Below are 25,900 nucleotides of genomic sequence, written 5' to 3' on the forward strand. Positions count from 1 at the left end.
GTCTTCACCTCTTTTTATGGATAGACAGGAGTGATATTGAGTCCTGTTTGTTCGTTCCAACCGTTCATTATGTTCATATTTTGAATTGCTTGCCCTGATGCGCCTTTCATTACATTGTCAATTACAGACACAATCATGATTCTGTTGGTTCTTTCGTCCACTTTTATTCCCAGGTCACAAAAGTTGGAACCATAAACTTCTTTAGTGGCAGGCCATTGTTCTTCTTGTCTAATTCGAACAAAATACTCGTTTTGATAAAACGCATGATAAAGTTCTAAAGCATCCTTCGTGGTAAAAGATTGATTCAAATCACAATAAGTCGTGCATAAGATTCCTCTAGACATTGGGATGAGATGTGGTGTGAAAGTAATCGTTGCCTCTATCCCCGTGTACGTCTGAATTACTTGTTCCATTTCCGGGATATGCTGATGATTCCCAAGTTTATAAGCCTTTACATTTTCATTAATCTCACAAAAATGAGTTCCCATTGTTGCCTTCCTTCCTGCTCCGGTAACTCCTGATTTACCATCAATTATGATGCTATTCTCGTTTATCAATTTGTTCTTTAATAATGGTGCAAGACCTATCAATGTAGCAGTCGGGTAACAGCCAGGGTTTGCAATTAGAGTAGAATGTTTAATTTCTTCCCGAAAAAGTTCCGGCAATCCATATGTAGACTTTTGTAAAATACTATCAGGAGCCGATGAATATTTATACCATTTGTCGTATAATAGTGAATCTTTTAAACGGTGGTCGCCAGAAAGATCAATACAAGGAATCTCATTTTCTATAAATTGATAAACTATGTTTTTAGCAACTCCAGAAGGGGTGGCAAAAAAGAACAAATCTGCACTTCCCATCAAGTCGTCCATCTTCATTTCTTCTAATTTACTCTCCATTATCCCTTGTAAATGGGGATATTGTTCCGTAATCAGCGTTCCACTTGTTGTGTGGGATCCAAGAAAGCTCAATTCTACATCCGGGTGCTGCATTAAAATTCTAACAAGTTCTGCACCGCTATATCCGTTCGCTCCAATAATTCCAACCTTCAAGTCCTTCATCCTCCCCATGCGTTAATAATATGAATTATTATAACTACGTATGTATAAAAATACAATATGTTTTTTTAAAAAAGTTCAGAAAAAAAGATGACCTTGGAATATAAACAAGGTCATCTCTTCTTCTTTTTATTCACATAAGGCGGCAATCGTTTTTGCCAGAAGTTCCGTTCGTTCTGTTAGAGAAGGAATTTCTAAATATTCCTCCTCGCTATGGGCATTCCCGCCAACTGGCCCCATCCCATCAACGGTTGCAATCCCCATAGCAGCAGTAAAGGAGGCATCCGACCCACCACCTGTTGCAGTGTCTTTTACCTCTACTCCTATCTGTTCGCCAACTTTTTCAATGACATGTAGCAAAGATTCTGTGCTTTCTGTCTTTTCCATTGGTAGCCTGTTCATTTCTCCAACTAACTCGACCTCTGTCCCTTTAACATCAGTAGATGCACAAATTTTTTCCAATTTCCTTTCAATAGGTTTTGCCTGCTCTCTTTCTGTAATTCTTATATCTACATGTGCGACTGCACTATCAGACACAGTATTGACTGAGGAGCCCCCCTCAATTAAGCCGACATTAACACTTATTCCCTTAGAATGATCATTGAGGGCATGTAATTGAATGACTTTATGCGCCAATTCTTCAATTGCACTTCTCCCTTTCTCTGGTTCAATTCCAGAGTGCGCTGCCCGGCCGCGAACATTTATTGTATATTTTCCTTTTCCTCTTCTGGCAGTTACTAAAGAACCATCTTTTCTAGCAGGTTCCATGATTAGCGCATATTTTTTATCCTTTGCTCTGCTCTCAATAAGGGATTTGGAAGAAGGAGATCCTATCTCTTCATCACTGTTCAACACAAGTACAACATTCTGGTAAGCTTTTGAATGAGAATGAATTAACGCTTTCATTGCGTAGAGGATGGAAACTTGGCTAGCTTTCATATCAATGACACCTGGTCCATATGCTCTGTCCCCCTCCACCTTAAATGGACGAGTTTGTACAGTTCCGTTAGGAAACACTGTATCCATATGTGCCACAATGATAATATTCGGTTCTTTTGCTAATGGGTGTTGAATAACTAGATGATTTCCATACTTTTCTTCCTCTAGTACTTGAACGGAAAATCCAATCGCTCTATACTCCTTTGATAATATAGACCCAATTTGATCAATTCCCTCCTTCGAAGTAGAGCCACTATCAATATTGACCAGTTTTTCCAACAACTCTAGCATTTCAGATTGATTATTTTGTAAAAACTCTTTCATCTTACTCTCTCCTGACATTTTAGACGCATACACTTTTTATATACATATATTTATTTTCATTTACCATTATACCTTTTCTACTTATTAAGTCCTATATTTCCTTTATTCTACCTATTTTAAGAGTTCAAACCTATTTTCTTGAAAAAAGGAATTTTATCTGAAAAAACTTTCAATTATGTTTTATTCCTAATCTATGTTATAGTAATTATGCGATGAGCTGAATTGTGTAAGTCGAAGGACTCGCTCTTTGAGCAAGGCATGAATGTGGTCATGCTGTCCCTCGCCTCAATACGCAGGAGGGTACCTTTATAGGTACCTTCTTTTTTTTTGCTACTTTTTTGCTATTTCTGCTATACTGTCTACATTCTATAAGTGAAAGAAGGAATTAGATTGATACGTTTTGGAGTTATTGGAACCAACTGGATAACAGAATCATTCATTAATGCAGCACAAGAGAGTGAAGATTTTGTTTTAACAGCTGTTTATTCCAGAAAAGAAGAAACCGCAAAAGAATTTGCTAATAAATTTCATGTATCTACTACATATACAAATCTAGATGAATTTACAAAGAGCGAAGATATGGATGCCGTATATATAGCAAGCCCTAATTCTTTCCATGCCAAGCAAGCAATAGCCTGCATGGATCAAGGTAAACATGTGCTATGCGAAAAACCAATAGCTTCTAATACGACAGAATTATCAGAGATGTTGACTGCAGCAAAAAGAAATAGCGTGGTTTTGATGGAAGCAATGAAAAGTACCCTCCTGCCTAACTTCTTGGCAGTCAAAGAAAACCTGCATAAAATCGGGCAAATCAGGCGTTATGTTGCAAGTTATTGTCAGTATTCATCCCGCTATGATAAGTACAAGGAAGGAACAGTGCTTAATGCATTTAAGCCTGAATTTTCTAATGGTGCCTTGATGGACATCGGTATCTATACTATTTATCCCATGGTTGCATTATTTGGTAAACCAAAAGCTTTGCATGCTATATCACATATGTTGGAATCTGGAGTGGATGGGCAAGGAAGCATCTTGTTTAATTATAATGGAATGGATGCTTCTGTCGCCTATTCCAAAATTGCAAACTCCTACCTTCCTTCCGAAATACAAGGAGAAGAAGGAACAATAATTTTAGATACCATTCATACACCAGAGAAGGTACTAATTAGGTATAAAGACGGGACAGAAGAAGATATTACGGTCCCTCAAAAGGGGCAATCTATGTTTTATGAGGCTGAAGAATTTATTCGACTTATTAAATCTGGTGAAAAGGAATCTACTATTAATTCTCATAGTACTTCCTTGCAAACCATGGAATTAATAGAAGAAACCCGCGCGCAAATAGGTCTGATTTACCCTGCGGACAAAAGGTAAGTTTTATCTTGAAAGGATTGCCTGTTTCTCAAGGGCAGTTCTTTTTTGTTTCTTATAATATTACTGAATTGCCCGCTTCAGCAAACATTTTCAAAAAAACACCTCCCGTGTAACACTCCTTCTTATCTAAAGTGCCGTAAAACACCTACAATTCTTGCTAAAGCATATCAAAGCCACCTTACTATACCCACCTTACACCATAACTGTAAATAGTTGGTAAAAAATGAAGACCAGAATATTGGTCATTTTTTTATGATAAATCTAGTCTTTTGCCTAGTTTTCTCCAAAACGCGCGCAAATCCATTGCTCTCTCATAAGATAGTGTAGTTAAATAACCTAATTTAAACCTAAAGGAGTTACGTTATGAGAGAGAAAAACAACAACCTGCTACCTATACCTAAGTTGTACGATCAGACGAAATCCATTTCTTCCAATCAGCAGGAATTTAGAAAAAACTATTTAGAAGATATTTTAATGCAACAAGAAAGAACGAATCTTACTGTTTCAAGAACAGTTAGCCTGATTAATAATAATTTACAACAAAGTATGTCCACACAGGAAAATAATCACCAACTTCTGTTAGATAAATTATACGCCCAGGGAGAAGCGCAGAAAGATTTATCGGAAATGATAGCAACGCAAGACTTCAATGTGCAGCAGGTATACGACAAAGTACTTGTTCATGAAAAAAGTCATTTGGATCTTACACAAAAACTAAACGAGCAGGATAATAATTATGCACAGCTTCTCGAACTATTAAAAGTTCAGTCATTATTAAGTGAAGAACTTCAAGAAAATATCGCATCAAATGAAGAAAGCAGTAAAAAAGTCGAGCAAAGATTGGATAAATTGGAAGTATTGGTGGAAGAAGAAAAACTACTAAGTCAGGCTACAATAGATCAGTTGGCACTTCAAGAGAATCTGACCCGTGGCATACACACTAAGTTAGAAAAATATGAAGAATTGTATGAAGATATTCAATTAAAATTACATGACCAAGAACATTTTTACCAAGAAATAAACAATAAATTACAAGTTCAAGAAATGTTTCACAAGTCAGTAATGGAGCGTATGGACAGCCAAGATATTGCTTCCCAAAAAATTGCCGATCAGCTTAACACCTTGAGACAAACACTTGTGGACAAATTGGAAAACGCCATTACATCCATTGACAGTAAATATAAGCAAACACTCCACTACTTGAGTGGAAGTATGGTCGGATTAAAAGAAAGAATCATTCAAAAGGCACCCCTTGAGACCGAAAGCAATGAAATGAAAAAAGTAGAGGTGAGGCAAGAGTAGTCTTCGGACTGCTCTTTTTTCGTTTGATTTTTCTGAACATTCATACTAATATTTAACTAGCACTTACTTTTCAATTATGGAGGTTTGGACGATGGCAGAGTTAGTACATAAAACAATTGGTAATTTATTGGATGAAACCGTAGCACGTTACCCTGATAAAGAAGCTGTGGTCTATGTAGAAACAGGATTGCGTTATAGTTATAAAGAGTTTCAGCAAATCTGTAACCAAGTAGCAAAAGGTTTAATGAGCCTAGGAATTCAAAAAGGAGATCACATTGCGGTTTGGGCTTCCAATAAACCGGAGTGGTTAATTACACAGTACGCGAGTGCAAAAATTGGCGCAGTTTTAGTGACAGTCAATACTAGCTATCAATCTAAGGAACTCGAGTATTTATTGCGGCAATCAGAGTCCACTACGCTTCTTCTTATGGATGATTTTAAAGGAGTTAGCTATTTGGATATGCTTCAAGAATTATGTCCAGAGCTTGCAAACTGCGCACCTGGCGATCTTATATCTAATAGACTACCTAAATTAAAGAACGTCATTTTTATGGGTAGCGAAAGTCACTCAGGTATGTTCCAATGGGATGACCTACTGAAAAACTCCATGTCCATTTCAGACGAAGAATTACTGACCCGGCAGAACAGTACAAACTATGATGAAGTGATCAACATGCAATATACATCTGGTACAACCGGCTTCCCAAAAGGAGTCATGCTTACCCACTCCAATATTATCAATAATGCCATTAATGTTGCTGAATGCCAAAAACTTACAGAAGAAGATAGGATTTGTATTCCGGTTCCTTTCTTCCATTGTTTTGGATGTGTGATGGGCACCTTGGCTGCAGTAGCTACAGGAGCGACAATGGTCCCTCTTGTTATGTTTGATCCCCTATTAGTTCTAAAAGCGGTGGAGCAAGAAAAATGTACCGCTCTTTACGGAGTTCCAACCATGTTCATCGCTGAACTAAACCACCCTGAATTTAATAACTATAATCTGTCAAGTTTACGAACCGGTATTATGGCAGGATCACCTTGTCCAACCGAAATTATGAAAAGAGTTGTAAATGATATGGGAGCTAAGGAAATTACCATCGCTTATGGCCAAACCGAAGCCTCCCCAGTTATTACACAAACTCGCCCACACGACAGTATTGAAAAGCGCGTATCAACTGTTGGAAGCGCTTTAAATAATGTAGAAGTAAAAATTATAGACCCTGCAACAGGGGAAAATGTTCCATATGGCGTTCAAGGCGAACTATGTACAAAAGGTTACCTTGTTATGAAAGGCTATTACAAAATGGAAGATCAAACAAAAGATACAATTGATAAAGATGGATGGCTTCATACCGGAGATCTTGCTACTATCGATGAGGAAGGGTATGTCGTCATTACTGGCAGACTAAAAGATATGATTATTCGAGGAGGAGAGAATATTTATCCACGTGAAATTGAGGAATTTTTATACTCTCATCCGAAAATTTTCGATGTTCAAATTGTAGGAGTTCCAGATGAAAAGTTCGGCGAGCAGGTTGCAGCATTTATTAAAGTCAAACCGGGCGAAAGCTTAAACAGTCAAGAAGTCAAAGACTACTGCACCGGAAAAATATCAAAATATAAAATACCTTACTATGTAGAGATCGTAGACGAGTATCCAATGACAGCATCAGGGAAAATCCAAAAATTCAAGCTTAGAGAACATGCCGTAAATACACTAGTAAGAATGTAAAATGGTAAGGGGTATTTTGCCCCTTACCATTACTTATCTTGTTTTGACTATCGCATCAATCGTATTAATAACGCTCTCGATATCCCCTCTACTCACATCAAAATGAGTCGTTAGACGCACAAGCGTAGGTCCAAACGTAACAGCCAATACTCCTTTCTCTTTTAACGACTTTACAAACTGATCAGCCATCATATCCAACCCGGCTACATCCACTACCACAATATTCGTATCAACCGAATTTACTATTTTTAAAGAGCTAATTCCCCTTAATCCTTCAGCAAGAAACGTGGCATTTTCATGATCTTGTGAAAGTCTTTCCGTCATTTGGGTTAAAGCAATTAACCCAGGTGCCGCAATGATTCCAACTTGCCTCAATCCCCCACCAAGACGCTTTCTCCATTTTCTCGCTCGTTTAATGAAGTCGTTTGAACCGGCAATGATCGAACCAACTGGTGCACCCAATCCTTTGGACAAACATACTTGTACCGTATCGCAATGTTTTGTGAACTCTCTTATAGGTGTGCCCGAACTTGCTGCGGCATTAAATAGTCGTGCGCCATCCACGTGAACAGGTATAGAATATCTCTGTGCAACTTTATAGATTTCTGCCATGTTTGTTACAGGTACCACTGCCCCACCAGCTCGATTATGAGTGTTCTCTATACAAATTAGACCAGTTTCAGGAAAGTGTTGATCCTCTCCACGTATAGCAGATTCTATATCTTCTGGATTCATTATCCCGTTAACGCCTGAAATGGTTCTTGTTTGAACTCCTGCCAAGGCCGCAACTGCACCAGATTCGTAATAAAAGATATGAGACTCTTCTTCTAGTAAGATCTCATTTCCTGGTCGGCAATGGGTCAATACGGCTATCTGGTTTCCTTGTGTCCCGCTTGTAACAAAAAGTGCCGCTTCTTTCCCTAGTATCTCTGCAGCTTTTTCTTCTAACAGCGTAACTGTGGGATCTTCACCGTACACGTCATCTCCAACTTCTGCATCATAGGCAGCCTTTCTCATTTCCTTTGTTGGTTTTGTTACCGTATCACTTCTTAAATCTATCATATGGCCTTTCCCCTTTTCTATTTTTCTTACAGTTTACCAGAATGACATTTATTTCGCATACCGTAAAATTATCTACCATTGTTCTGCATTGACGTGCTATGATTATTTAATATACATATCTTGACTTTTTTCAACTATTACCATAGAAGGGGTTTAAATAAAAATGCAAGCACAAAAAGTCAAACTAGTTACCGCTTCGACGGAAAGCTCCACCGTTTATCCAATTCTTTTCATCATCGGTCTTGTTCACCTGTTGAATGACGCATTACAATCAGTGGTGCCTGCCTTATTCCCCGTGTTGCAAAATTCTATGGGGTTAACATTTACTCAATTGGGACTGATTGCATTTGCGTTAAATGCTACCTCTTCCCTTATTCAACCAGTTGTTGGCATCATTACAGATAAAAAGCCTTCTCCATATGCCCTGCCTATTGGGCTTACCTTTTCTTTATTTGGCATTATTGGCTTGGCATTGGCACCTAGCTTTTGGGTGATTATAATTTCTGTGTTGTTTATTGGACTTGGTTCAGCGGCATTTCACCCAGAAGGATCACGTGTAGCTTATATGGCTGCAGGAAATCGCAGAGGCCTAGCGCAGTCCATATACCAAGTAGGAGGAAATTCTGGACAGGCTTTGGCACCCTTGATGGCAGCATATATCTTGTTACCACTCGGTCAAAAAGGAGTGCTTTGGTTTACTGTTGTTGCTGCTGCAGCTGTGATATTGCTTTTATACATCGCGGCCTGGTACAAACAGCAAGTAGCAAATACAAACAGACCTGTTAAACAAAAGAAAACGCCACAAACTACAACTTCAGGAAAATTCAATGGAAATAGACGAATCATCACATTTTCTATCTGTTTATTAATTTTTCTTGTGTTTGCACGTTCATGGTTCCATGCGGGTATCACTAACTTCTACGCATTTTACGCCATAGAGAATTATGGTATACCAATAGCAGATTCCCAAATTTATATTTTTGTTTTCTTAGGTGCAGGTGCTGTTGGCACATTCTTTGGAGGGCCATTGGCAGACCGCTTTGGAAAAAGACTTATCATTTCTCTCTCTATGCTGGGGTCTGCTCCACTCGCTTTGATGCTGCCTTTTGTAGGTCCGACATTTGCCTATGTACTGGTTGCCATTATCGGATTCATCATTCTCTCTAGCTTTTCAGTTACAGTAGTATACGCTCAGGAACTGGTTCCTGGTCGTATCGGTTTGGTTTCCGGACTGATAGTAGGTCTAGCCTTTGGTATGGGTGCCGTTGGATCTGTTGCACTTGGTATTTTAGCAGACTGGGTCGGATTAACAAATACCATCATCTTTACTGTTTGTTTACCTTTTATAGGATTGTTGACGTTTTTCCTTCCTAGTGATCAAAAAGTTAGGGATATGCATAGTTAATTCTAAGAAGGGGTTCCTGTTGACCCTTTCTTTTCTTTTGCCTATACTTGTTTAAGTGTTGAAAGATACCTTGTGAAAATGGTGATAAAGATGGATTTTGATATTAAATCATTAGCCTTTTACTTAATAGAAGTAGAAGGTAGTGGAGATAATGCCAAGAAACAATATAAACCTATGGCAGTGTTGGATGAAAATACATATGAAGAAAGCGCACTAAAACCTTTCCTGGATGGGGAGCTAATGAAAATCACGAAAAGGAAGGTAGATCGTCACCCTAAAAACGAACAAGTACCCACGAAGATTGGGAGGTTTATCGTGGAACCAGGGTACGACCTTGGCTCAAACCCCAACTATAATCAATTTAATCGTATTAAACAGGCTGAAAGCTTAGAGGCATTTTCCGCTGCTGCTGATGAAATAGCGACCACCTATACAGATACTACTGCGGTCCGTGGCGGAGTTCTTATTATTACGAAAGCTAAATTGAATAAATATTTTGATGATCCCTTTGTGTTTATTTTAAAGTGTGATTTTGAACAAAAGGTTGCTTCCATCACAGACGAACAAACGCTAATCCATAATGTCCAGATGGCGATTACTACAAAGAATATGAAGTCTATCCAGTATCCTTTTATGGTCGAGGATGGAATGGTAGAGGAAGGAGAATTGAAAATTCACCAGTCCTCTCATTCCCGTTATTTTGAGGATTTCTTGAAGTATGTAGAGTATGGTGAGTCAATGCCAGAAATTATTAAGAACCAAGTGATGGGGATGGTTCATCAGGAAATTTCCGAGACCTATCAAGATGAAAGCGAAGAAAAAGAAAAAGTGGAACAGGCGATGGAAGCTTGGGCCACTTCGCCTAAACGTGAACTTCAGGAAAGGTGGTCTGACGAACAAGTAATAGAAGCGTCCTCTTCTATCATTGAACAGACACCTGACATAGAACTGAAATTCAAGCTAGATCATATCTCTGTCAAAGGGTTGCTTGCGGACTTTGGTGAAAATGTCCATATAGCAAAAATCAATGACCGTTATGTGGTCCTTCTTGAAGGGGATTTTCTTCAATTTGAAAAGAATGTCTCACCTGTTGAGATGCTAAAGCCGAGTGAATTAACTTTGATATTAGAGCGGTTGAATAAAAAATATAGCTCTTAACACTTAGGTCAGGCATAATTTTTACAACCTTTGAGAGAATAAGAACAACTACCTTTTAGGGGTGACACTCATGGATTGGATGTCCATCATTCGGTATGCTTGTTCTATCACCGGAATCATTTGTCTAGGCTTTACGTATACACATATGCTGAAAAGTTCACGAGCTAAAGGAAAACCAATTGATAGGAAATAAGGAACGACACGTTCTTTTTTAAACCTAAAAAACATCAGTTGTTTGGGTAATAGACGCTGTTACTTTCCACAACTGGCTTCGCTTTCCGCGGGACGGTGTTTGAGCCTCCTCACTTCGTTGCGGGGTCTCAACCTACCGTTTCTCCCCCGCTGGAGTCTTCGCCATTTGCTCCAATCCACAGCTAGAAAAAACGTTAAATAAACGTTATTGGATTATCAAATTCGGTTAGTTAAATTTATTGACTTTATGTTGAACGTAGTCACCTTGTTGATTGGAGTGAATGGCGCGTAGACGCTCGCAGGCAAGCGAAGCGGCTGGAACGGAAATCAATACTTTTTATACTTTCCTTTTTAAAAAAAGAAGGCTGGGAAATTATTCCCTGCCTTCTCTTTATTTTACCGGTGTTTCAAACAATTCGATCCATTCACCGTCTGGACCTGCAAAAAAGATATACCTTGCTCCATTTGGCAACGTGGTGATTTCCTGTTCGATAAAAGTGACTCCCAACCTTTTCAACCTATCATGTTCGGCCTCTACATCATCTACCGTTAAAGCAAGATGGTGGACCTTACCTTCTACAGGTAGATTGTCATTATACCCTTGAATTAGCTCTAATTCTGTTTCTGCCGTTTCATTAAACCCTAGAAATGCAAGCTTTATCTCACCATTTGGATGATCTAACTGTCCCTTTAATGAAAATCCGACCACATTTGTATAAAACTCTAAGGACGTCTGAATATCTTTAACCATGATTCCAACATGTTCTAATCTTTTAATAGCCATAACCTATCTCTCCCCATAACTGACCTTTAGTTTGCCTTTAATCTTCTAATGTTTTCAACTAGGAAATTGACATATTCCTCGTCTTTAACCAACCATGCTGCATACTTTCTTTTAATAAATGTTTCCGCTTCTTGGAAAGAAGAGAAGGAAGTTTCCAGAAATTTTTCCTTGTTTTCCACCTTCCAAGTGCCATCATCTTTCGGTAAAATAAATAATGATCCTTTATCCTTAGAGTCGTAAAGAACGCCATTTGGTGACTCTTTGACATTAAAGACGTTATGGCGAGCGTCTTGTTTGAGGGAATCTAAAGAGAATGCCTCGGCAACAAAAAGCTTGTACGCCTGTTCAGTTAGACTGCAACCAGAAGCCTTCGCATGGCCCCCTCCATCAAATTTTCCAGCCACTTGTGAAACATCTACATCATCATGTATTGTTCGCAAGCTAATCCGTTTGCTCCCCATATTAATCATTGCTATATAGTCTAAATGGGGATTTTCCTTCCCTAAAATATTTCCAAGTTCTGATAGAAAAGATTCAGCGTGTACAATTCCTACCCACTTATTATCTACAGGTTTTTGAACAATTTCTCTGCGTTTTTTACGCAAATATCTTTCTAACTTTTGTTCTTCCATATCTAGTATTTGTGTTTCAAAGTCATCGAAATCGAACGCGGCCCCACTTTTTAATTTCTGAAGCATTCTCTCATCAAAGTCATCGATAGAAATCATGTATAAAAGGTCGTTTAATCTTTTTGCCTTCGTATTCTTATTTCGATCCCATTCCCACGTATCATATTGTCGTATCAATTCGACTACTTCATCTAACGGTTCTGACTGGGCTATGAACCCTTTTTTTAACAGATACTCATAAAATAAAGAAGTGGCACTTGTCAGCCTGCCATCCTCATATTCAACAGTAACAGAAGCCCAACTATAATCATTTAGATGAATAGCAGTCTTATGATGGTCGATAAATTGAACAAAGCCTTCTTGTTGTGTAGCAAAATGGTCGAGCTTTTTGGCGTTCTCTTCATTGACGGATAAATCAGTTATGTATATTTGATGCCGCGGAGTTGCTTCTTCCATAAATTCAGCAACCTGATAATTTAAACTGCCGACTGAATTATAATGAACCTTTACTTTCTCTTTAAACGCAAGCTTGGCTAAAATCCCACAGCCTACCCCGTCTAAATCATTGTGTGTAAAAAGATGAATCAATGGTAGTCCCCCTTCTTTTTCCTGATGGGTAGCCTTTCACACCCTCACTTACTTTGTATATTCTTCACCCCAATGCTCTTTTATATGAGCATCTCTACCTGATTCTTGACGTTCTTGTTTATATTTTTCAGGATTTTTTTTATAAAATTTCTGATGATATTCTTCTGCCTCATAGAATGCGCTAGCTTGTTTAATTTCAGTTACAATTGGCATTTTATATCTTCCGCTTGCTTCTAAATCCTTTTTTGTTTTCTCTGCAAGTTTTTGCTGTTCTTCATTATGATAAAAAATTGCTGTACGGTACTGACTTCCTCTATCAAAAAATTGACCTTCATCATCTGTAGGGTCTATTTGGGGCCAATACAATTCCAGTAATTTTTCATAAGGAAAGATATCAGGATTAAATTTTATTTGGACAGCTTCGTAGTGACCAGTATTTCCTTTTTTAATTTCTTCATATGTAGGATTGGAGACGCTACCGCCTGTATAACCGGATACTACATTCTCAATTCCTGGTAGCTCATCAAAAGGTTTTACCATACACCAAAAGCACCCTCCAGCAAAGGTTGCTAATTCCGTTTTGTTCGTTGTCATATGTTGTATCCTCCTATTTATATGTGTTTGATGGAATTTTACACTAACTGTCTTGTACTTACAATAACAACGCTCATATACTAATCAATTGTTTTCTGAATTAACCGGCGTATTTAGAGCTGGAGACTTCGTCAAAACAGCTACTCATCGTAGCCTTTGGGTATTACCATCCATGGTAATTGTAGCTTTTGTCTAGATTTTGGCGTTAATAGGTATAGTGGGTGGAGCTTACGCTATCTTTTTCGTATAAAGTGTATACAAAAGGCGTTCGGATTGGACCGAACGCCTTTTGTTATTGCATTTTCTTATTATAATACTCTACTGAATATTGGGCTCCCTCACTGACCATGTTATTATCTTGAATATCTTCAGGATCTGGATTCCCTGCTTTTTCAATTGGTAAATCGGTCTTTCTGAATTTTAAAGGTACTAATTTATTCTTAACTTTTTTAGAGTATTGCACAATTTTTTCTCTGTAGGGTTTATATACTAACAGTCCTGCCCCGGTGAGGCTTGCAGCTCCTGCCACTAACAAAGGTTTCTTCAGTCCACGAGCATTCATCATATAACGCCTCCTGTTTAATGGATTTATCTATAAGAGTGATATTCCCGACAAGAGAAAAACTAAACATTATATCATGTTATGCTTGGCCATCACCGCTTTTATTGCTAAATAATCAACCCCATCGGGTAAATTCTCCTTAATTGGCTTCAGTTTTTCAATTCCAATTTCCTTAATAACTTTAATTATTATCTCCTCAAACTCCTCTGGAATAAATGAATCCCAATCAACCTTCATACCCTCATCACTTGCACACTTAAATAGATGGTTTTGAACTGTGATTAAACTCATTCCCCGTTCCTTGGCTATTTCTTTAAAAGTCAGACCTTCTTGCAGTAGCCTATAAGTAAACATATGACTAGATTCTCCAAGATTCATTGGAATAGAGGACTTGTTAGGCTTAATAGGATCTTTTTTAGTGGATGAATTTAATTTAGCAGAGGCTTCATTCTCCTGAAATTTACCTATCTCACTTAAAAATAATGGCCCATACTTCTCAAACTTTAATGAGCCTACTCCTTTGATTTCTAGCATAGTCGTTTCATCTCTTGGAAGGACCTCACACATTTCTCTTAAAGTGCTGTCGGAAAAAATAACATAGGGAGGTACTCCCTCTTCTTTTGATAAGTTTCTACGTAACTCTCTCAACCTATCAAACAATTCATTATCCTCAACGACAGCTCTCACTTGCTCTTTCACTTTAAAGAGGACCTTTTCCTGCCCTTTTAGAACTGGAACGGCGCGCGCACCTAATCTTACCACAGGATATTGCCCCTCCGTCAGTATTAAATATCCTTCTGCAATAAGAATATTAATCAGATCTACCAATTGTTTTTCTGTAAAAGATTTCATTAACCCATAAGTTGGCAAGCTATCAAAACGGAATTGCTGGATACGCTTATCTTTTGACCCTTTTAATACTTTTGCTACAAGAAGTGCACCAAATCTTTCATTCATTCTATGAATACAACTAAATATCTTCTGTGCTTCTAGCGTTATATCTTGCTCTACAAAATCAGTAGAACAATTACTGCATTTGCCGCAAACTTGTTCTGTATCTTCACCGAAATATTGTACAATATAACCTTGCAGGCAGCGTTGGGTATAACAGTAATCCATCATAGCTTGAAGTTTCTTATATTCTTGCATTTTGCGTTCTGTTGAGCGGATACTTTCCTCAATCAAAAACTTCTGAATTTGTATATCCCTCGCATTAAACAGGAGGATGCATTCGCTTTCCTCTCCATCCCTTCCTGCCCTTCCAGCTTCCTGATAGTAAGATTCAACATTTTTAGGCATATTGTAATGGATGACGAATCGAACATTAGACTTATCGATTCCCATTCCGAACGCATTAGTGGCAACCATCAGTTTGAGTCGATCATGGAGAAAGTTTTCTTGATAATCCTTTCTTTCTTCTTCAGATAATCCTGCATGATACTTGCCAATTTTGTAGCCCTTTTTGGTAAATGAAGAAAAAATTTGATCGACTTCTTTTCTGGTAGTTGCATAGATTATTCCCGATTCTCCCTTGTTCGCTTTCAGGAATTTCTCCAAAAAAGTGTCCTTATTTTGTCCTCTTAAAACGGAAAATGTCAGGTTATCTCGTGAAAAACCGGTTACGTATGTATGATCTGGTGTTATTCCAAGCATCGTTTGAATGTCCTCGATAACTTGTTCTGTTGCAGTTGCTGTAAACGCAGTTATGACTGGGTTTCCTGGTATCCTTTTAATAAAGGTACCCACTTCTCGATAGCTTGGCCTAAAATCATGCCCCCATTGGGACATACAGTGTGCTTCATCAATTGCAACGATTGAAACCTCAACAGCAGATAAAATAGATTGGAAATCGTAAGAATCCAGTCTTTCTGGTGCAAGGTATAAGAGTTTGATACGTCCTTGTTCGACCTGGTGAACTCTTTCTCTAATTTCTCCTACGTTCAAAGAACTATTAATATAGGTTGCCTTTATCCCGATATTTATCAAGGAATCCACTTGATCTTTCATTAAGGAAATTAAGGGAGAGATGACAATAGTTAGTCCACTTTCCAACAGTGCCGGCACTTGATAACAAATGGACTTTCCACCTCCTGTGGGCATCACTCCTAGTGTATTTGACTTGTTTACAATACTTTCAATAATTTTTTTCTGACCTGGCCTAAAATCTTCATAACCAAAGTATTCTTTCAATATTTCTTTTCCTTGTTCGTACATAGGACACCTCGTTTATAAATGGGAAATGGTTTAGTAGGTAATTGGAGTTAGGTAAATGAAGGAGTTTATTAGTTTCCATATTATTTTAACGGAATGATGGATCACCTGCAACCAAAGTGAAGTCAAGCCTAACCGTCATTAAAGGACTGAAAAAAACTTTTCCCTTGCATTTTATTATCAGAATGTTTAAAATTCATTTTACAATAGGTTGTCTAACCTTTCTATTTTTTGTAGTCTTTTGTATGCGCTTACATAAATAAGTTTCGTACACAACCTATTAATCTATTTTGAGGAGGAATTTTCAAATGATTTATGCTAATCCAGGTGAGAAAGATTCTAAAGTTTCTTTTAAAAACCGGTATGACAACTATATTGGTGGTGAATGGGTCGCTCCAGTAAAAGGTGAATATTTTGAAAATGTCACTCCCGTTACAGGTCAGGTTTTTTGTGAAGTTGCTCGATCCACTGCAGAGGATATTGAATTGGCATTGGATGCCGCACATAAAGCAAAAACAGCTTGGGGTCAAACGTCTGTAGCTGAAAGAGCAAACATTCTTAATAAAATTGCAGATCGCATGGAAGAAAACTTGGAGATGCTAGCAGTTGCGGAAACATGGGAGAACGGAAAACCGGTTCGAGAGACGATGGCCGCAGATCTTCCACTTGCTATTGATCATTTTAGGTATTTTGCAGGTTGTATTAGAGCCCAGGAAGGGTCGCTAGGAGAGATTGATAACGACACAATCGCGTACCACTTCCATGAACCACTAGGGGTTGTGGGACAAATAATTCCTTGGAATTTCCCGTTACTAATGGCCACTTGGAAGCTTGCTCCAGCTCTCGCAGCTGGGAACTGTGTCGTTTTAAAACCTGCTGAGCAGACACCTGCTTCCATCATGGTTTTAACTGAGCTAATTTCAGACCTTTTACCTCCAGGTGTATTAAACATTGTTAATGGATTTGGTGTGGAAGCTGGGAAACCTTTAGCCTCCAGTGACCGAATTGCAAAAATTGCTTTTACTGGAGAAACGACAACAGGCCGATTAATTATGCAATATGCTTCTCAAAACATCATTCCGGTAACGCTTGAGCTAGGCGGGAAATCACCGAACATTTTCTTTGAAGACGTGCTGGCTCAAGATGATGATTTCTTTGATAAAGCAGTGGAAGGCTTTGTTATGTTTGCACTCAACCAAGGTGAAGTATGTACATGCCCTTCCCGTGCCCTCATACATGAATCCATTTATGATAAATTTATGGAGCGTGCACTTGAACGGGTTTCTCAAATCAAACAAGGTAATCCTCTTGATACAGAAACGATGATAGGAGCACAGGCCTCTTCGGAGCAGTTGGAAAAAATCCTTTCTTATCTCGAAATTGGAAAAGAAGAAGGTGCAGAACTTCTTGCAGGCGGAGAACGAAATATGCTTGAAGGCGATTTAGCTAATGGTTATTATGTAAAACCGACCGTTTTTAAAGGCAATAACAAGATGAGAATTTTCCAAGAAGAAATCTTTGGGCCAGTTGTATCTGTGACCACCTTTAAAACAGCTGAAGAAGCATTGGAAATTGCAAATAACACTCTTTACGGGCTTGGAGCAGGAGTTTGGACAAGAGACGTAAATACTGCTTATCGTTTCGGACGCCAAATTGAAGCGGGACGTGTTTGGACTAACTGCTACCATGCATATCCTGCCAATGCTGCATTCGGTGGATATAAAATGAGTGGAATCGGTCGTGAGAACCATAAAATGATGCTTTCCCACTACCAGCAAACGAAAAATCTTTTAGTAAGTTACAGTCCAAAAAAATTAGGATTCTTTTAAGATGGAAAAAGTACTGGCTACCGAAGCTGCCGTTGAATTAATTGAAAAGCTTGTAGGCAAACATGGACCTGTACTGTTCCACCAATCCGGGGGATGCTGCGATGGGAGTTCCCCTATGTGCTATCCAAAGGAAGACTTTATGATTGGAGATTCTGATGTTTTACTTGGAGAAATAGGCGGTGCTCCCTTCTACATGAATAAAAAGCAGTATGAGTACTGGAAGCATACACAGCTCATTATTGATGTCGTTTCAGGCAGAGGTGGAATGTTCTCCTTAGAAGGTCCAGAAGGTGTACGTTTCTTGACCAGATCAAAAGTTTTCCCAACATGACAAAAGGCGTCCGCTTATGGACGCCTTCGTCTTTTACTTTGTGCTTTTCAATGACTGAGGTGGCTCTTCCATCCAGCCATTCTTAATCATTAATTGTCCACCATCTTTAGCATAATCAAATATATCTTTTGCAATTAACGTCATCTTTGTCGGGAGATCGGAACGAAGGCTAAATGATGTACCAAGAGCGTTGCTTGTAAGCCCGAAGCTGCTGAGCAGGTTTGTCAAATACATCATGAGCTTCTCAGAATATGGTGAATCCGTTGATAAGGTAGGATTCCCCCAAGCAACTATGGGAGGCTGTATATCGCTCGATAGGAGTATCTCGCTGAAAGTATCAATAATTTGTTTCGCCAAGTCTTTTCCTCTTTCAAAGTATTTCTTCACTTCTTTGTCCCTTGTTACCTGTTCAAACCCTCTTAACAACTGAAACCCAAGTACGTTGCTTTCAATACCCTGATACAATAGCGAAAGTTCAATGGCATTCAATGGTCTCTTTTCGCTGAAAATATTAAAGCCTGCCATATAGCCTTCCCCTTTTACAAATTCCACTTTTTCCGGCATCGGAATCATTGGTGGACGAGTAAGAACCCCATCTTTCAATAAGAATTGAGTCAATTCGTTATATGTATTTGTTGTTACATCCAGAAATCTTCTATATAACGCCGTGATGTCTTGTCGATAAGACATACTGACATTTAAAGCGTTTAGACCAATAGTTATTTTCATCATCACTCTTAGGAACAGTGCATCGAAGTACTGGTCATACAAAGGCTTCGTCGACGGCATTACATCGCTTTCGACATACCCGACAGGCACCACCATATTTTCTCGCTTAAAGAGTTCTGTTAGTTCATTAATAAAATTTAATTCTTGATCGTAGTAGGTTTGTACCAAGTTGTGAACTTCTTCATTTTGTTTGTTCGCTAGAAAATGCTCTAAAAGCCTAGCTAGCATTGTTTTCTGTTGATACGTCATCCAAAGATTCCCTATTTCAGAAGATGACAACTGTTTATCCATTAAGCCTTGCCCCTCCCATGAATATTTTTTTTAGTATGTCCTCCATAAAAGATTGTTATAAGAAATTTTGTAAAAATGTAGACAACCCTCCCCCCTCCTTTGCATACACATTTAAGTAGAAGCCAAGCAAAGGAAAGGGTGAGGATGGAATGAAATTTTTTGTAATAAAGAAAAGCTTTCTTATTACAACTGTACTTTGCATAATCGCTGGATTAGGGGGATGGTATGTGGTTAATAAAGGGGTAGTTCCTACCACTGGCAAACCATCTGAAGAAGAAAAACTGGTATTCAACATGATCACTTCGGAATTTAAGACAAAATTGGCAGACGGCACAGAAATAGAGGCCTACCGCTTTGATCCTGGTACTATTACCGTACCTAAAGGCAAAGAAATAACGTTTAGTATTTTCGGGGTAAATGGCAGTGAACATCCATTTTCAATTGAAGGAACAGATATTAATGGTGTCATAAAAAAAGGCGAAGAAACACTAATTGATGTGCAATTTGATAAAACTGGAGTATACAAATTAATCTGTTCCACCCATTCACACCACAACGGACATCATAGTCCTCCAATGGTGGCTTATATTTATGTTTATTAAATACAAAATGACCAGTCAGAATGGAGACTGGTCTTTTTTATTTTGCTTCTATACTAAATGAATCTTTTGCAACGTCCTCATTTAATGGTATAATTTCAACGACATTAATTTTGGAGGAAACTAATTACATGCTTACAGTTACGAATATTGGTCTACGTTATGGCGATCGAAAGTTATTTGAAGATGTTAATATAAAATTCACCCCTGGAAACTGTTACGGGTTAATTGGAGCTAATGGTGCCGGTAAATCTACTTTCTTGAAAATCTTGTCCGGTGAAGTAGAAGCTCAAACTGGCGACGTACACATGAATAAGGATGAGCGTATGGCTATCCTGAAGCAAAACCACTTTGAATATGAGGAACACGAAGTTCTTAAAGTGGTAATCATGGGACATAGTCGTCTATATGAAGTAATGCAGGAAAAAGATGCTATTTATATGAAAGAAGACTTTTCAGATGAAGATGGTATGAGAGCTGCAGAGCTTGAAGGCGAATTTGCTGAATTAAATGGTTGGGAAGCTGAATCAGAAGCAGCAATCCTTTTAAAAGGTTTAGGAATTTCTGAAGATCTTCATACAAAGAAAATGGCCGACATCACTGGTGGTGAAAAGGTAAAAGTACTTTTGGCGCAAGCTCTTTTTGGTAAACCCGATGTACTATTACTTGATGAGCCTACCAACCACTTGGACATTAAAGCGATACAATGGTTAGAAGAATTCCTTATCAACTTTGAGAATACAGTCATTGTTGTATCCCATGACCGTCACTTCTTAAATAAAGTTTGTACGCATATTGCTGACTTAGACTACGGTAAAATCCAAATCTATGTTGGTAACTATGACTTCTGGTATGAATCCAGTCAACTTGCGGCTAGAATGGCATCTGATGTGAACCGTAAAAAAGAAGAAAAAATCAAAGAGCTTCAAGCCTTTATTGCCCGATTTAGTGCAAATGCCTCTAAATCCAAACAGGCGACATCCCGTAAGAAGCTTTTAGATAAGATTTCTTTGGATGACATAAAGCCTTCATCTCGTCGTTATCCTTATGTGAATTTCACACCGGAACGCGAAATCGGAAATGATCTTTTACGTGTAGAAGGATTGACTAAAACAATCGATGGCGAAAAAGTATTAGATAATGTAAGTTTCATTATGAACAAGGATGATAAAATTGCCCTTGTAGGTGGAAATGAAATTGCAAACACCACTCTTTTAAAAATTATCTCAGGTGAAATGGAACCGGATAGTGGAACCTTCAAATGGGGAATCACGACTACACAGGCATTTTTCCCAAGAGACAACTCCAAGTTTTTCGAAGGCGTAGACATGAACCTTGTAGATTGGTTGCGTCAGTACTCTCCTAATGACCAGACTGAGAGCTTCTTGCGCGGTTTCCTAGGTAGAATGCTATTCTCTGGTGAAGAAGTTATGAAAAAAGCGAGTGTTCTATCGGGAGGAGAAAAAGTGCGTTGTATGCTTTCTAAAATGATGCTTTCCGGATCAAACATACTATTGCTTGATGACCCTACGAACCACTTGGACCTTGAATCTATTACAGCTCTAAACAATGGGCTGATTAATTTCAAGGGGTCCATTATTTTCACTTCTCATGATCATCAGTTCATTGAAACGATTGCAAATAGGATCATTGAAATCACACCTAAAGGTATGGTGGATAAACAAATGACGTATGATGAATATTTAGAGGATGCAAGTGTACAGCAACAGTTAGCTGATCTTCACTCCTAAAATTGTTAAAGGCCCTTTAGAATAAAAGGGCTTTTTTCAAATTTTGAAACCTTTTTGGCATTATTTCGTATTAGTAATATTCGCTTTTTACCTATATAATTTATGAAGTTGATAACTTAGAATGAATGAGGTGTAGGAATGCCGCAAACGAAGTGGTTTAAGGTTGGCTATGGAATTATTGTCATACTGTTAATTATTTTCTTAGCATCACTAGTAGATTTTATCTTCACCCCTCTCACCGTGATGATTAGCACGTTATTTGCACCGATTATTCTAGCAGGTGTTCTTTATTATTTACTTAGACCTCTTGTAAACCTTGCTGATCGCTATGTCCCAAGAGGGTTAGCAATATTAAGCATATACCTTATGTTTATTGGTCTAATTACCATGTTATTGTTCTTTATTGGTCCTACCTTACAACAACAGGTTAATAGTCTTGTAAAGAATACACCAGAAATAATCAATGATATCAGAGATTACACGTTTGAATTGCAAGAAAATGAATATATTGCGAGATTTCAGCAAAATGAGCGGTTTTCTCTAGAAGAGATATCCGGTAAACTTGCAGATAATTTAAATGCTTATGTTACTGCTTTTGGCTCAAACGTAGTGAACATAATTAGCGCAATAACTGGTTTTCTTGTGTTACTTGTAATTATCCCGTTTGTCCTTTTTTACATGTTAAAAGATGGAGATCGATTGCCTGATCAGGTGATTAAAATAATACCTCGCCAACATGAGCGCGAAGGTAGAAGTGTATTGAAAGACATGGACATAGCTTTGAGTTCCTATATTCAAGGTCAAATTATTGTCAGTGTATTTGTTGGGGTGTTAATTTATATTGGGTTTCTAATAATTGGACTGGAATATTCGCTTGTCTTAGCTTTGATAGCCATGTTTACAAATGTGATTCCTTTCATTGGACCGTTTATTGGGACTATACCAAGTGTTATCGTAGCCTTTTTTGATGAACCTATTATGGCCTTGTGGGTACTAGTGGTAGTAATCATTGTTCAGCAAATAGAAAGCAATTTGATTTCGCCACAGGTTATGGGTAAGAAATTGGATGTTCACCCACTCACCATCATTTTACTCTTACTAGTAGCAAGCAAATTTGCAGGCTTGCTTGGTTTATTGCTTGCAGTACCGACCTATGCAGTTTCCAAAGTGATTGTCCTGCATACCATTCGATTTATTAAACTTAGAAAAGTAAAAGTTACGGAAGATTCGCTTTATAAATAGGATAGGTAGGGTCTTGGACAGGTTTTATGGAGGTCAACGCGGGTCATAGGGATAGATAACGGGGGGCAACGCGGGTCATAGGGATAGATAACGGGGGGCAACGCGCCAATTGTCCGAAGTTTTTCGAAAGTTGACCAAAGTTTGTCCGAATTTGACCGAAGTTTTGGCAAAGTTGACCGAAGTTTTCTCAAAATTGACCGAACGGAATTTTAACTTGTCTAAAGGTCGTTGAAAGTTGACCTAACACGCATCTCAAATGTCCGAACCCCCTCCTATACCATGAGAAAATTGTCCGAACCAAGACTCGAAATGACCGAACGATTCAAAACACTCATCAAAACGAGTGTTTCCACCTGTTTTTTGTACAAAAATTCAACAAAACCGGCACTTTCCCCAAAAAGCATGTAATGCAAAGTTAATCTCACTTTCATGACATGCTTTTTTATTGGAAAAAAGTACTTATAGTTGTTATGATAGGAAGTAACAATTTAGTTTAGTTCATTAAACGACAAAAGTGAGATGATAAACATGGCTCAAACACATACCTTTTCAAAAGGAGAAGAAATTGCAAATACAATTACTCATGGGATCGGCATTTTAACGAGTATTGCTGCTCTTGTATTATTGATAGTGTTCTCTGCTATCAACGGGACTTCCCTTCATGTGACAACTTTTATCGTTTACGGTGTAACCATGATAATGCTTTACACAGCCTCTACACTATTACATGCATTGCCTAAGGGGAAAGCTAAAAATGTTTTTGAAATTCTAGATCATTCATCGATTTACTTTTTTATTGCGGGAAGCTACACTCCCATTACCCTTATTATTATGGATGGTGCCCTAGGCTGGACACTTTTTGGAATAGTATGGGGCCTGGCGATAGCGGGAACGGTGTTTAAGGTGTTTTTTGTAAAAAGATTTATTTTGGCTTCTACCCTTCTTTATGTATTGATGGGTTGGCTTGCGGTGTTTGGTTGGAATGATATTACTTCTACTGTGGGGACTGGCGGTATAGCCTTTCTTGTTGCTGGAGGGGTTGTTTATAGTTTAGGAGCAGTTTTTTATGTTTGGCGGGCGTTTCCGTATCATCATGCGGTATGGCATATTTTTGTATTAGGCGGGACTGTTTTGCATTTCTTTTTTGTTTTGTTATATGTGTTACCTATACAATAAGCTGTCCAATAATTGAATCCGCTGGAAAAATCTCTAGAAATAAGATGTTGTTCAGACACCGCTTTGGATTTCCACAAATGGCTTCGCTTTCCTAGGGGCGGTGCTGGAGCCTCCTGCTTTGCTGGAGGCCACTGAAAAAGTCTTGATTTTAGTATTTTTATAAACACCGCTGTGGATTTCCGCAAATGGCTTCGCTTTCCTAGGGGCGGTGCTGGAGCCTCCTCGCTTTGCTGGAGGCCACTGAAAAAGTCTTGATTTTAATATTTTTATAAACACCGCTGTGGATTTCCGCAAATGGCTTCGCTTTCCTAGGGGCACTGCTGGAGCCTCCTCGGCTACGCCTGCGGGGTCTCCACCTAGCGCTTGCTCCCTCAGGAGTCTTCGCCTTTTGCTCCAATCCACAGCTAGGAATCAATAAAAATTTTACGTTATCAGTTTTTCAGTGGCCTCCTTTGCTGCGGGGTCTCAAGCTAGCACTATCTCCCTCAGGAATCTTAACCTTTTGCTACAATCCACAGCTAAAAATCACTAAATATAAGATATTTCAGTTTTTCAGCGGCTTCCAAAAAATCTGGACAGCTTGTTTTAGTAAGTTGTGAATCTGAATATTTTTTGTAGGCGGTACATGGCTTTTTTTACGATAGGCATTTCGTCTTTATAAGTTTCGTAAGGGAGGGTATATATCTCGTCCTCGTTACTCCATAACCTTAGGAAATAATCATCCATATCCTTCATTACTTGCTCGTTGTTATTGGCAGTTATCTTTATATCCGTTTCCAAATTGAGATCATAGAGATTTCTTCTTGTAAAATTTGCTGACCCTCCGATAATGGTGGATTCTTCTGCCCGATTAAAATAGATCATTTTAGGATGGTATTGTTCCCCTTGGGTGTTGTACCATTTTAATTCAATATTGCCTTGCCCTTCTTCTAACAGCTCTGATGCAACAGGTCGATTAGGAAGTCCTATCTTCTGTTGGCCGAATGCATGTTCATTAGGATCAAGAATTAAATTAACGGTCACTCCCCGGTCTGCAGCGTCAATTAGTTCCTCAATAATCTTTCTTTCTGCCAGATAGAACATCCCTACCCAGATTTCTTCTTTATCCTTGGATTTTCTTATTTCTTCAAGAACATGATTTAATATTTTCCTCTCCGTTAACAGTTGAACTGCAATGTCACCTTTCTCTGTCTGTCCAGTGTATTTTGGTAAACCGCCACCCCCAGAAAAATCAAGGATTGCCTGTTCCGTTTTTAATATATCAGCAACAATATTACCAGAAACTTCAAAGGCGGTATTTGAATGCAGTCCACTTGCATCATGTGGGTTGGCTGAAGAAATCATAGCTGTTTTATCTGTCGCAATTACCTTTCTGTGATTTGCTTTTATGTTTAAAAGTTTCAAGTAAGAACGGACGGTTGTCTCAGGTGCATCTTCTGCCATTGGGTTCTTGATCCAGCCCGAACCACCTTGACCGAACCATTGAAAGAACACTCGCCAGACTCCAGAATATAGCGGATTGGAATCTCGCAACACCTTCACATTCGTCTCGATGACTCTTATTCCGTTATCTTCTAACATAGACAACTCTTCCGCCTCATGTGACCCGTAAGTTGTATTGATTTCATCGGTGATGAATACAATATCTACATTTGGGCTCTCCTTCTTTTTAGAAATAAGTCTTTCCATCAAGTTGGAGCTTAACGGAGGGTAATCCAATTCTCCATCATGATATCCATTGAATAAGAACATGTCTATTACTATAAACTCTTCTGCATCATCAATTATTTGAAAAATGCGATCAAATATCTTATGTTCCTTTTGAAGGTTATCCTTGTCTCCATAAGTAAGATCATAGAGAAAATCCACTTCAGATACGTAGTGGACATCACCTTCAAAGGATACGCCTTCTGGCAATGGCTTATAACTATGATAGACGCTGGTAAGTATTACAATTAAGATGAGTATTAGTATAATGGTCAGAAGTATATTTTTTTTTATCCAGTTCTTCATATTGTTCCCCCTAGAATATTGG

The 25,900-nt window shown here is 38.4% G+C and carries 21 protein-coding genes; 11 read left to right on the top strand and 10 right to left on the bottom strand.

From position 1 onward, the window contains the following. Positions 1-14: 14 nt before the first annotated feature. Both argC and AAV98_RS01315 read right to left on the bottom strand, forming a co-directional pair. A complete protein-coding gene (argC, locus tag AAV98_RS01310) occupies positions 15-1,052 on the bottom strand; it encodes an N-acetyl-gamma-glutamyl-phosphate reductase (RefSeq protein WP_060663746.1) in 1,038 nt (345 codons plus the stop codon). Positions 1,053-1,187: 135 nt separating this feature from the next. Further along, the gene (locus AAV98_RS01315) at positions 1,188-2,321 is read right to left on the bottom strand and encodes a M20 family metallopeptidase (RefSeq protein WP_060663747.1); all 1,134 of its coding nucleotides are present in this window, start codon (positions 2,319-2,321) and stop codon (positions 1,188-1,190) included. A gap of 390 nt (positions 2,322-2,711) precedes the next feature. Here AAV98_RS01315 and AAV98_RS01320 point away from each other — a divergent pair, with 390 nt between their 5' ends. From AAV98_RS01320 to AAV98_RS01330, 3 genes are all read left to right on the top strand, one after another. Further along, the gene (locus AAV98_RS01320; RefSeq protein ID WP_060663748.1) at positions 2,712-3,698 is read left to right on the top strand and encodes a Gfo/Idh/MocA family protein; all 987 of its coding nucleotides are present in this window, start codon (positions 2,712-2,714) and stop codon (positions 3,696-3,698) included. Between the two features lie 363 nt (positions 3,699-4,061). Then, positions 4,062-5,000 (top strand): hypothetical protein, encoded by a 939-nt coding sequence (locus tag AAV98_RS01325; RefSeq protein ID WP_060663749.1) that lies wholly within the window; start codon positions 4,062-4,064, stop codon positions 4,998-5,000. Positions 5,001-5,076: 76 nt separating this feature from the next. Continuing rightward, on the top strand, positions 5,077-6,732 hold the full coding sequence (locus AAV98_RS01330; protein ID WP_082380715.1) for an AMP-binding protein: 1,656 nt from the start codon (positions 5,077-5,079) through the stop codon (positions 6,730-6,732). A 33-nt stretch (positions 6,733-6,765) separates the two neighbouring features. Here the strand turns inward: AAV98_RS01330 and ltaE are convergent, their stop codons facing one another. Continuing rightward, positions 6,766-7,794 (bottom strand): low-specificity L-threonine aldolase, encoded by a 1,029-nt coding sequence (gene ltaE, locus AAV98_RS01335; RefSeq protein WP_060663751.1) that lies wholly within the window; start codon positions 7,792-7,794, stop codon positions 6,766-6,768. 163 nt (positions 7,795-7,957) lie between these two features. Here ltaE and AAV98_RS01340 point away from each other — a divergent pair, with 163 nt between their 5' ends. Then, positions 7,958-9,199, top strand: coding sequence for an MFS transporter (locus AAV98_RS01340; RefSeq protein WP_060663752.1), 1,242 nt, complete (start codon positions 7,958-7,960; stop codon positions 9,197-9,199). Between the two features lie 90 nt (positions 9,200-9,289). Further along, positions 9,290-10,357: a DUF3900 domain-containing protein gene (locus AAV98_RS01345; RefSeq protein ID WP_060663753.1), complete on the top strand. Its 1,068-nt coding sequence runs from the start codon at positions 9,290-9,292 to the stop codon at positions 10,355-10,357. Between the two features lie 583 nt (positions 10,358-10,940). Here the strand turns inward: AAV98_RS01345 and AAV98_RS01350 are convergent. The 5 genes from AAV98_RS01350 to recQ form a co-directional block, all read right to left on the bottom strand. Next, complete coding sequence (locus AAV98_RS01350) at positions 10,941-11,333, bottom strand: VOC family protein (protein ID WP_060663754.1); 393 nt, start codon at positions 11,331-11,333, stop codon at positions 10,941-10,943. Between the two features lie 26 nt (positions 11,334-11,359). After that, positions 11,360-12,550: a DHH family phosphoesterase gene (locus tag AAV98_RS01355; protein ID WP_060663755.1), complete on the bottom strand. Its 1,191-nt coding sequence runs from the start codon at positions 12,548-12,550 to the stop codon at positions 11,360-11,362. A 48-nt stretch (positions 12,551-12,598) separates the two neighbouring features. Then, entirely contained in the window at positions 12,599-13,144 is a 546-nt protein-coding gene (gene msrA / locus AAV98_RS01360) for a peptide-methionine (S)-S-oxide reductase MsrA (RefSeq protein WP_060663756.1), read from the bottom strand. A gap of 292 nt (positions 13,145-13,436) precedes the next feature. Continuing rightward, positions 13,437-13,709 (bottom strand): hypothetical protein, encoded by a 273-nt coding sequence (locus tag AAV98_RS01365; protein WP_060663757.1) that lies wholly within the window; start codon positions 13,707-13,709, stop codon positions 13,437-13,439. A gap of 66 nt (positions 13,710-13,775) precedes the next feature. Next, positions 13,776-15,920: a DNA helicase RecQ gene (gene recQ / locus AAV98_RS01370; RefSeq protein WP_060663758.1), complete on the bottom strand. Its 2,145-nt coding sequence runs from the start codon at positions 15,918-15,920 to the stop codon at positions 13,776-13,778. A gap of 305 nt (positions 15,921-16,225) precedes the next feature. On the opposite strand from recQ, the gene adh reads away from it, so the two are divergent. Both adh and AAV98_RS01380 read left to right on the top strand, forming a co-directional pair. After that, complete coding sequence (gene adh, locus AAV98_RS01375; RefSeq protein WP_060663759.1) at positions 16,226-17,746, top strand: aldehyde dehydrogenase; 1,521 nt, start codon at positions 16,226-16,228, stop codon at positions 17,744-17,746. A 1-nt stretch (position 17,747) separates the two neighbouring features. After that, a complete protein-coding gene (locus AAV98_RS01380) occupies positions 17,748-18,077 on the top strand; it encodes a DUF779 domain-containing protein (protein WP_060663760.1) in 330 nt (109 codons plus the stop codon). 33 nt (positions 18,078-18,110) lie between these two features. On the opposite strand, the gene AAV98_RS01385 is transcribed toward AAV98_RS01380, so the two are convergent. Continuing rightward, a complete protein-coding gene (locus tag AAV98_RS01385; RefSeq protein WP_060663761.1) occupies positions 18,111-19,097 on the bottom strand; it encodes a DUF3231 family protein in 987 nt (328 codons plus the stop codon). Positions 19,098-19,246: 149 nt separating this feature from the next. Between AAV98_RS01385 and AAV98_RS01390 the strand changes: the two genes are divergently transcribed. The 4 genes from AAV98_RS01390 to trhA all read left to right on the top strand — a co-directional run bounded on the left by AAV98_RS01390 (position 19,247) and on the right by trhA (position 23,865). Beyond that, a complete protein-coding gene (locus AAV98_RS01390; protein ID WP_060663762.1) occupies positions 19,247-19,699 on the top strand; it encodes a cupredoxin domain-containing protein in 453 nt (150 codons plus the stop codon). 128 nt (positions 19,700-19,827) lie between these two features. Beyond that, positions 19,828-21,447 carry an ABC-F family ATP-binding cassette domain-containing protein gene (locus tag AAV98_RS01395; RefSeq protein ID WP_060663763.1) on the top strand — a complete coding sequence of 540 codons (1,620 nt, stop codon included), beginning with the start codon at positions 19,828-19,830 and terminating at the stop codon, positions 21,445-21,447. A gap of 138 nt (positions 21,448-21,585) precedes the next feature. Beyond that, the gene (locus AAV98_RS01400) at positions 21,586-22,689 is read left to right on the top strand and encodes an AI-2E family transporter (protein WP_060663764.1); all 1,104 of its coding nucleotides are present in this window, start codon (positions 21,586-21,588) and stop codon (positions 22,687-22,689) included. A gap of 528 nt (positions 22,690-23,217) precedes the next feature. Beyond that, positions 23,218-23,865 (top strand): PAQR family membrane homeostasis protein TrhA, encoded by a 648-nt coding sequence (trhA, locus tag AAV98_RS01405; protein ID WP_060663765.1) that lies wholly within the window; start codon positions 23,218-23,220, stop codon positions 23,863-23,865. A gap of 585 nt (positions 23,866-24,450) precedes the next feature. On the opposite strand, the gene AAV98_RS01415 is transcribed toward trhA, so the two are convergent. Next, the gene (locus AAV98_RS01415) at positions 24,451-25,878 is read right to left on the bottom strand and encodes a phospholipase D family protein (protein WP_060663767.1); all 1,428 of its coding nucleotides are present in this window, start codon (positions 25,876-25,878) and stop codon (positions 24,451-24,453) included. Between the last annotated feature and the right edge of the window lie 22 nt (positions 25,879-25,900).

The organism is Bacillus sp. CHD6a (assembly GCF_001293645.1).
Lineage (GTDB): Bacteria > Bacillota > Bacilli > Bacillales > Bacillaceae_I > Sutcliffiella_A.

Bases quoted from the DNA above. Each gene is read 5' to 3' on its own strand.
- AAV98_RS01415 (WP_060663767.1), bottom strand. From the start codon at position 25,878: ATGAAGAACTGGATAAAAAAAAATATACTTCTGACCATTATACTAATA.
- msrA (WP_060663756.1), bottom strand. From the start codon at position 13,144: ATGACAACGAACAAAACGGAATTAGCAACCTTTGCTGGAGGGTGCTTT.
- AAV98_RS01395 (WP_060663763.1), top strand. From the start codon at position 19,828: ATGCTTACAGTTACGAATATTGGTCTACGTTATGGCGATCGAAAGTTA.
- AAV98_RS01350 (WP_060663754.1), bottom strand. From the start codon at position 11,333: ATGGCTATTAAAAGATTAGAACATGTTGGAATCATGGTTAAAGATATT.
- AAV98_RS01390 (WP_060663762.1), top strand. From the start codon at position 19,247: ATGAAATTTTTTGTAATAAAGAAAAGCTTTCTTATTACAACTGTACTT.
- AAV98_RS01380 (WP_060663760.1), top strand. From the start codon at position 17,748: ATGGAAAAAGTACTGGCTACCGAAGCTGCCGTTGAATTAATTGAAAAG.
- AAV98_RS01315 (WP_060663747.1), bottom strand. From the start codon at position 2,321: ATGAAAGAGTTTTTACAAAATAATCAATCTGAAATGCTAGAGTTGTTG.
- AAV98_RS01400 (WP_060663764.1), top strand. From the start codon at position 21,586: ATGCCGCAAACGAAGTGGTTTAAGGTTGGCTATGGAATTATTGTCATA.
- AAV98_RS01385 (WP_060663761.1), bottom strand. From the start codon at position 19,097: ATGGATAAACAGTTGTCATCTTCTGAAATAGGGAATCTTTGGATGACG.
- AAV98_RS01340 (WP_060663752.1), top strand. From the start codon at position 7,958: ATGCAAGCACAAAAAGTCAAACTAGTTACCGCTTCGACGGAAAGCTCC.
- AAV98_RS01325 (WP_060663749.1), top strand. From the start codon at position 4,062: ATGAGAGAGAAAAACAACAACCTGCTACCTATACCTAAGTTGTACGAT.
- trhA (WP_060663765.1), top strand. From the start codon at position 23,218: ATGGCTCAAACACATACCTTTTCAAAAGGAGAAGAAATTGCAAATACA.
- adh (WP_060663759.1), top strand. From the start codon at position 16,226: ATGATTTATGCTAATCCAGGTGAGAAAGATTCTAAAGTTTCTTTTAAA.
- AAV98_RS01345 (WP_060663753.1), top strand. From the start codon at position 9,290: ATGGATTTTGATATTAAATCATTAGCCTTTTACTTAATAGAAGTAGAA.
- ltaE (WP_060663751.1), bottom strand. From the start codon at position 7,794: ATGATAGATTTAAGAAGTGATACGGTAACAAAACCAACAAAGGAAATG.
- recQ (WP_060663758.1), bottom strand. From the start codon at position 15,920: ATGTACGAACAAGGAAAAGAAATATTGAAAGAATACTTTGGTTATGAA.
- AAV98_RS01365 (WP_060663757.1), bottom strand. From the start codon at position 13,709: ATGATGAATGCTCGTGGACTGAAGAAACCTTTGTTAGTGGCAGGAGCT.
- AAV98_RS01330 (WP_082380715.1), top strand. From the start codon at position 5,077: ATGGAGGTTTGGACGATGGCAGAGTTAGTACATAAAACAATTGGTAAT.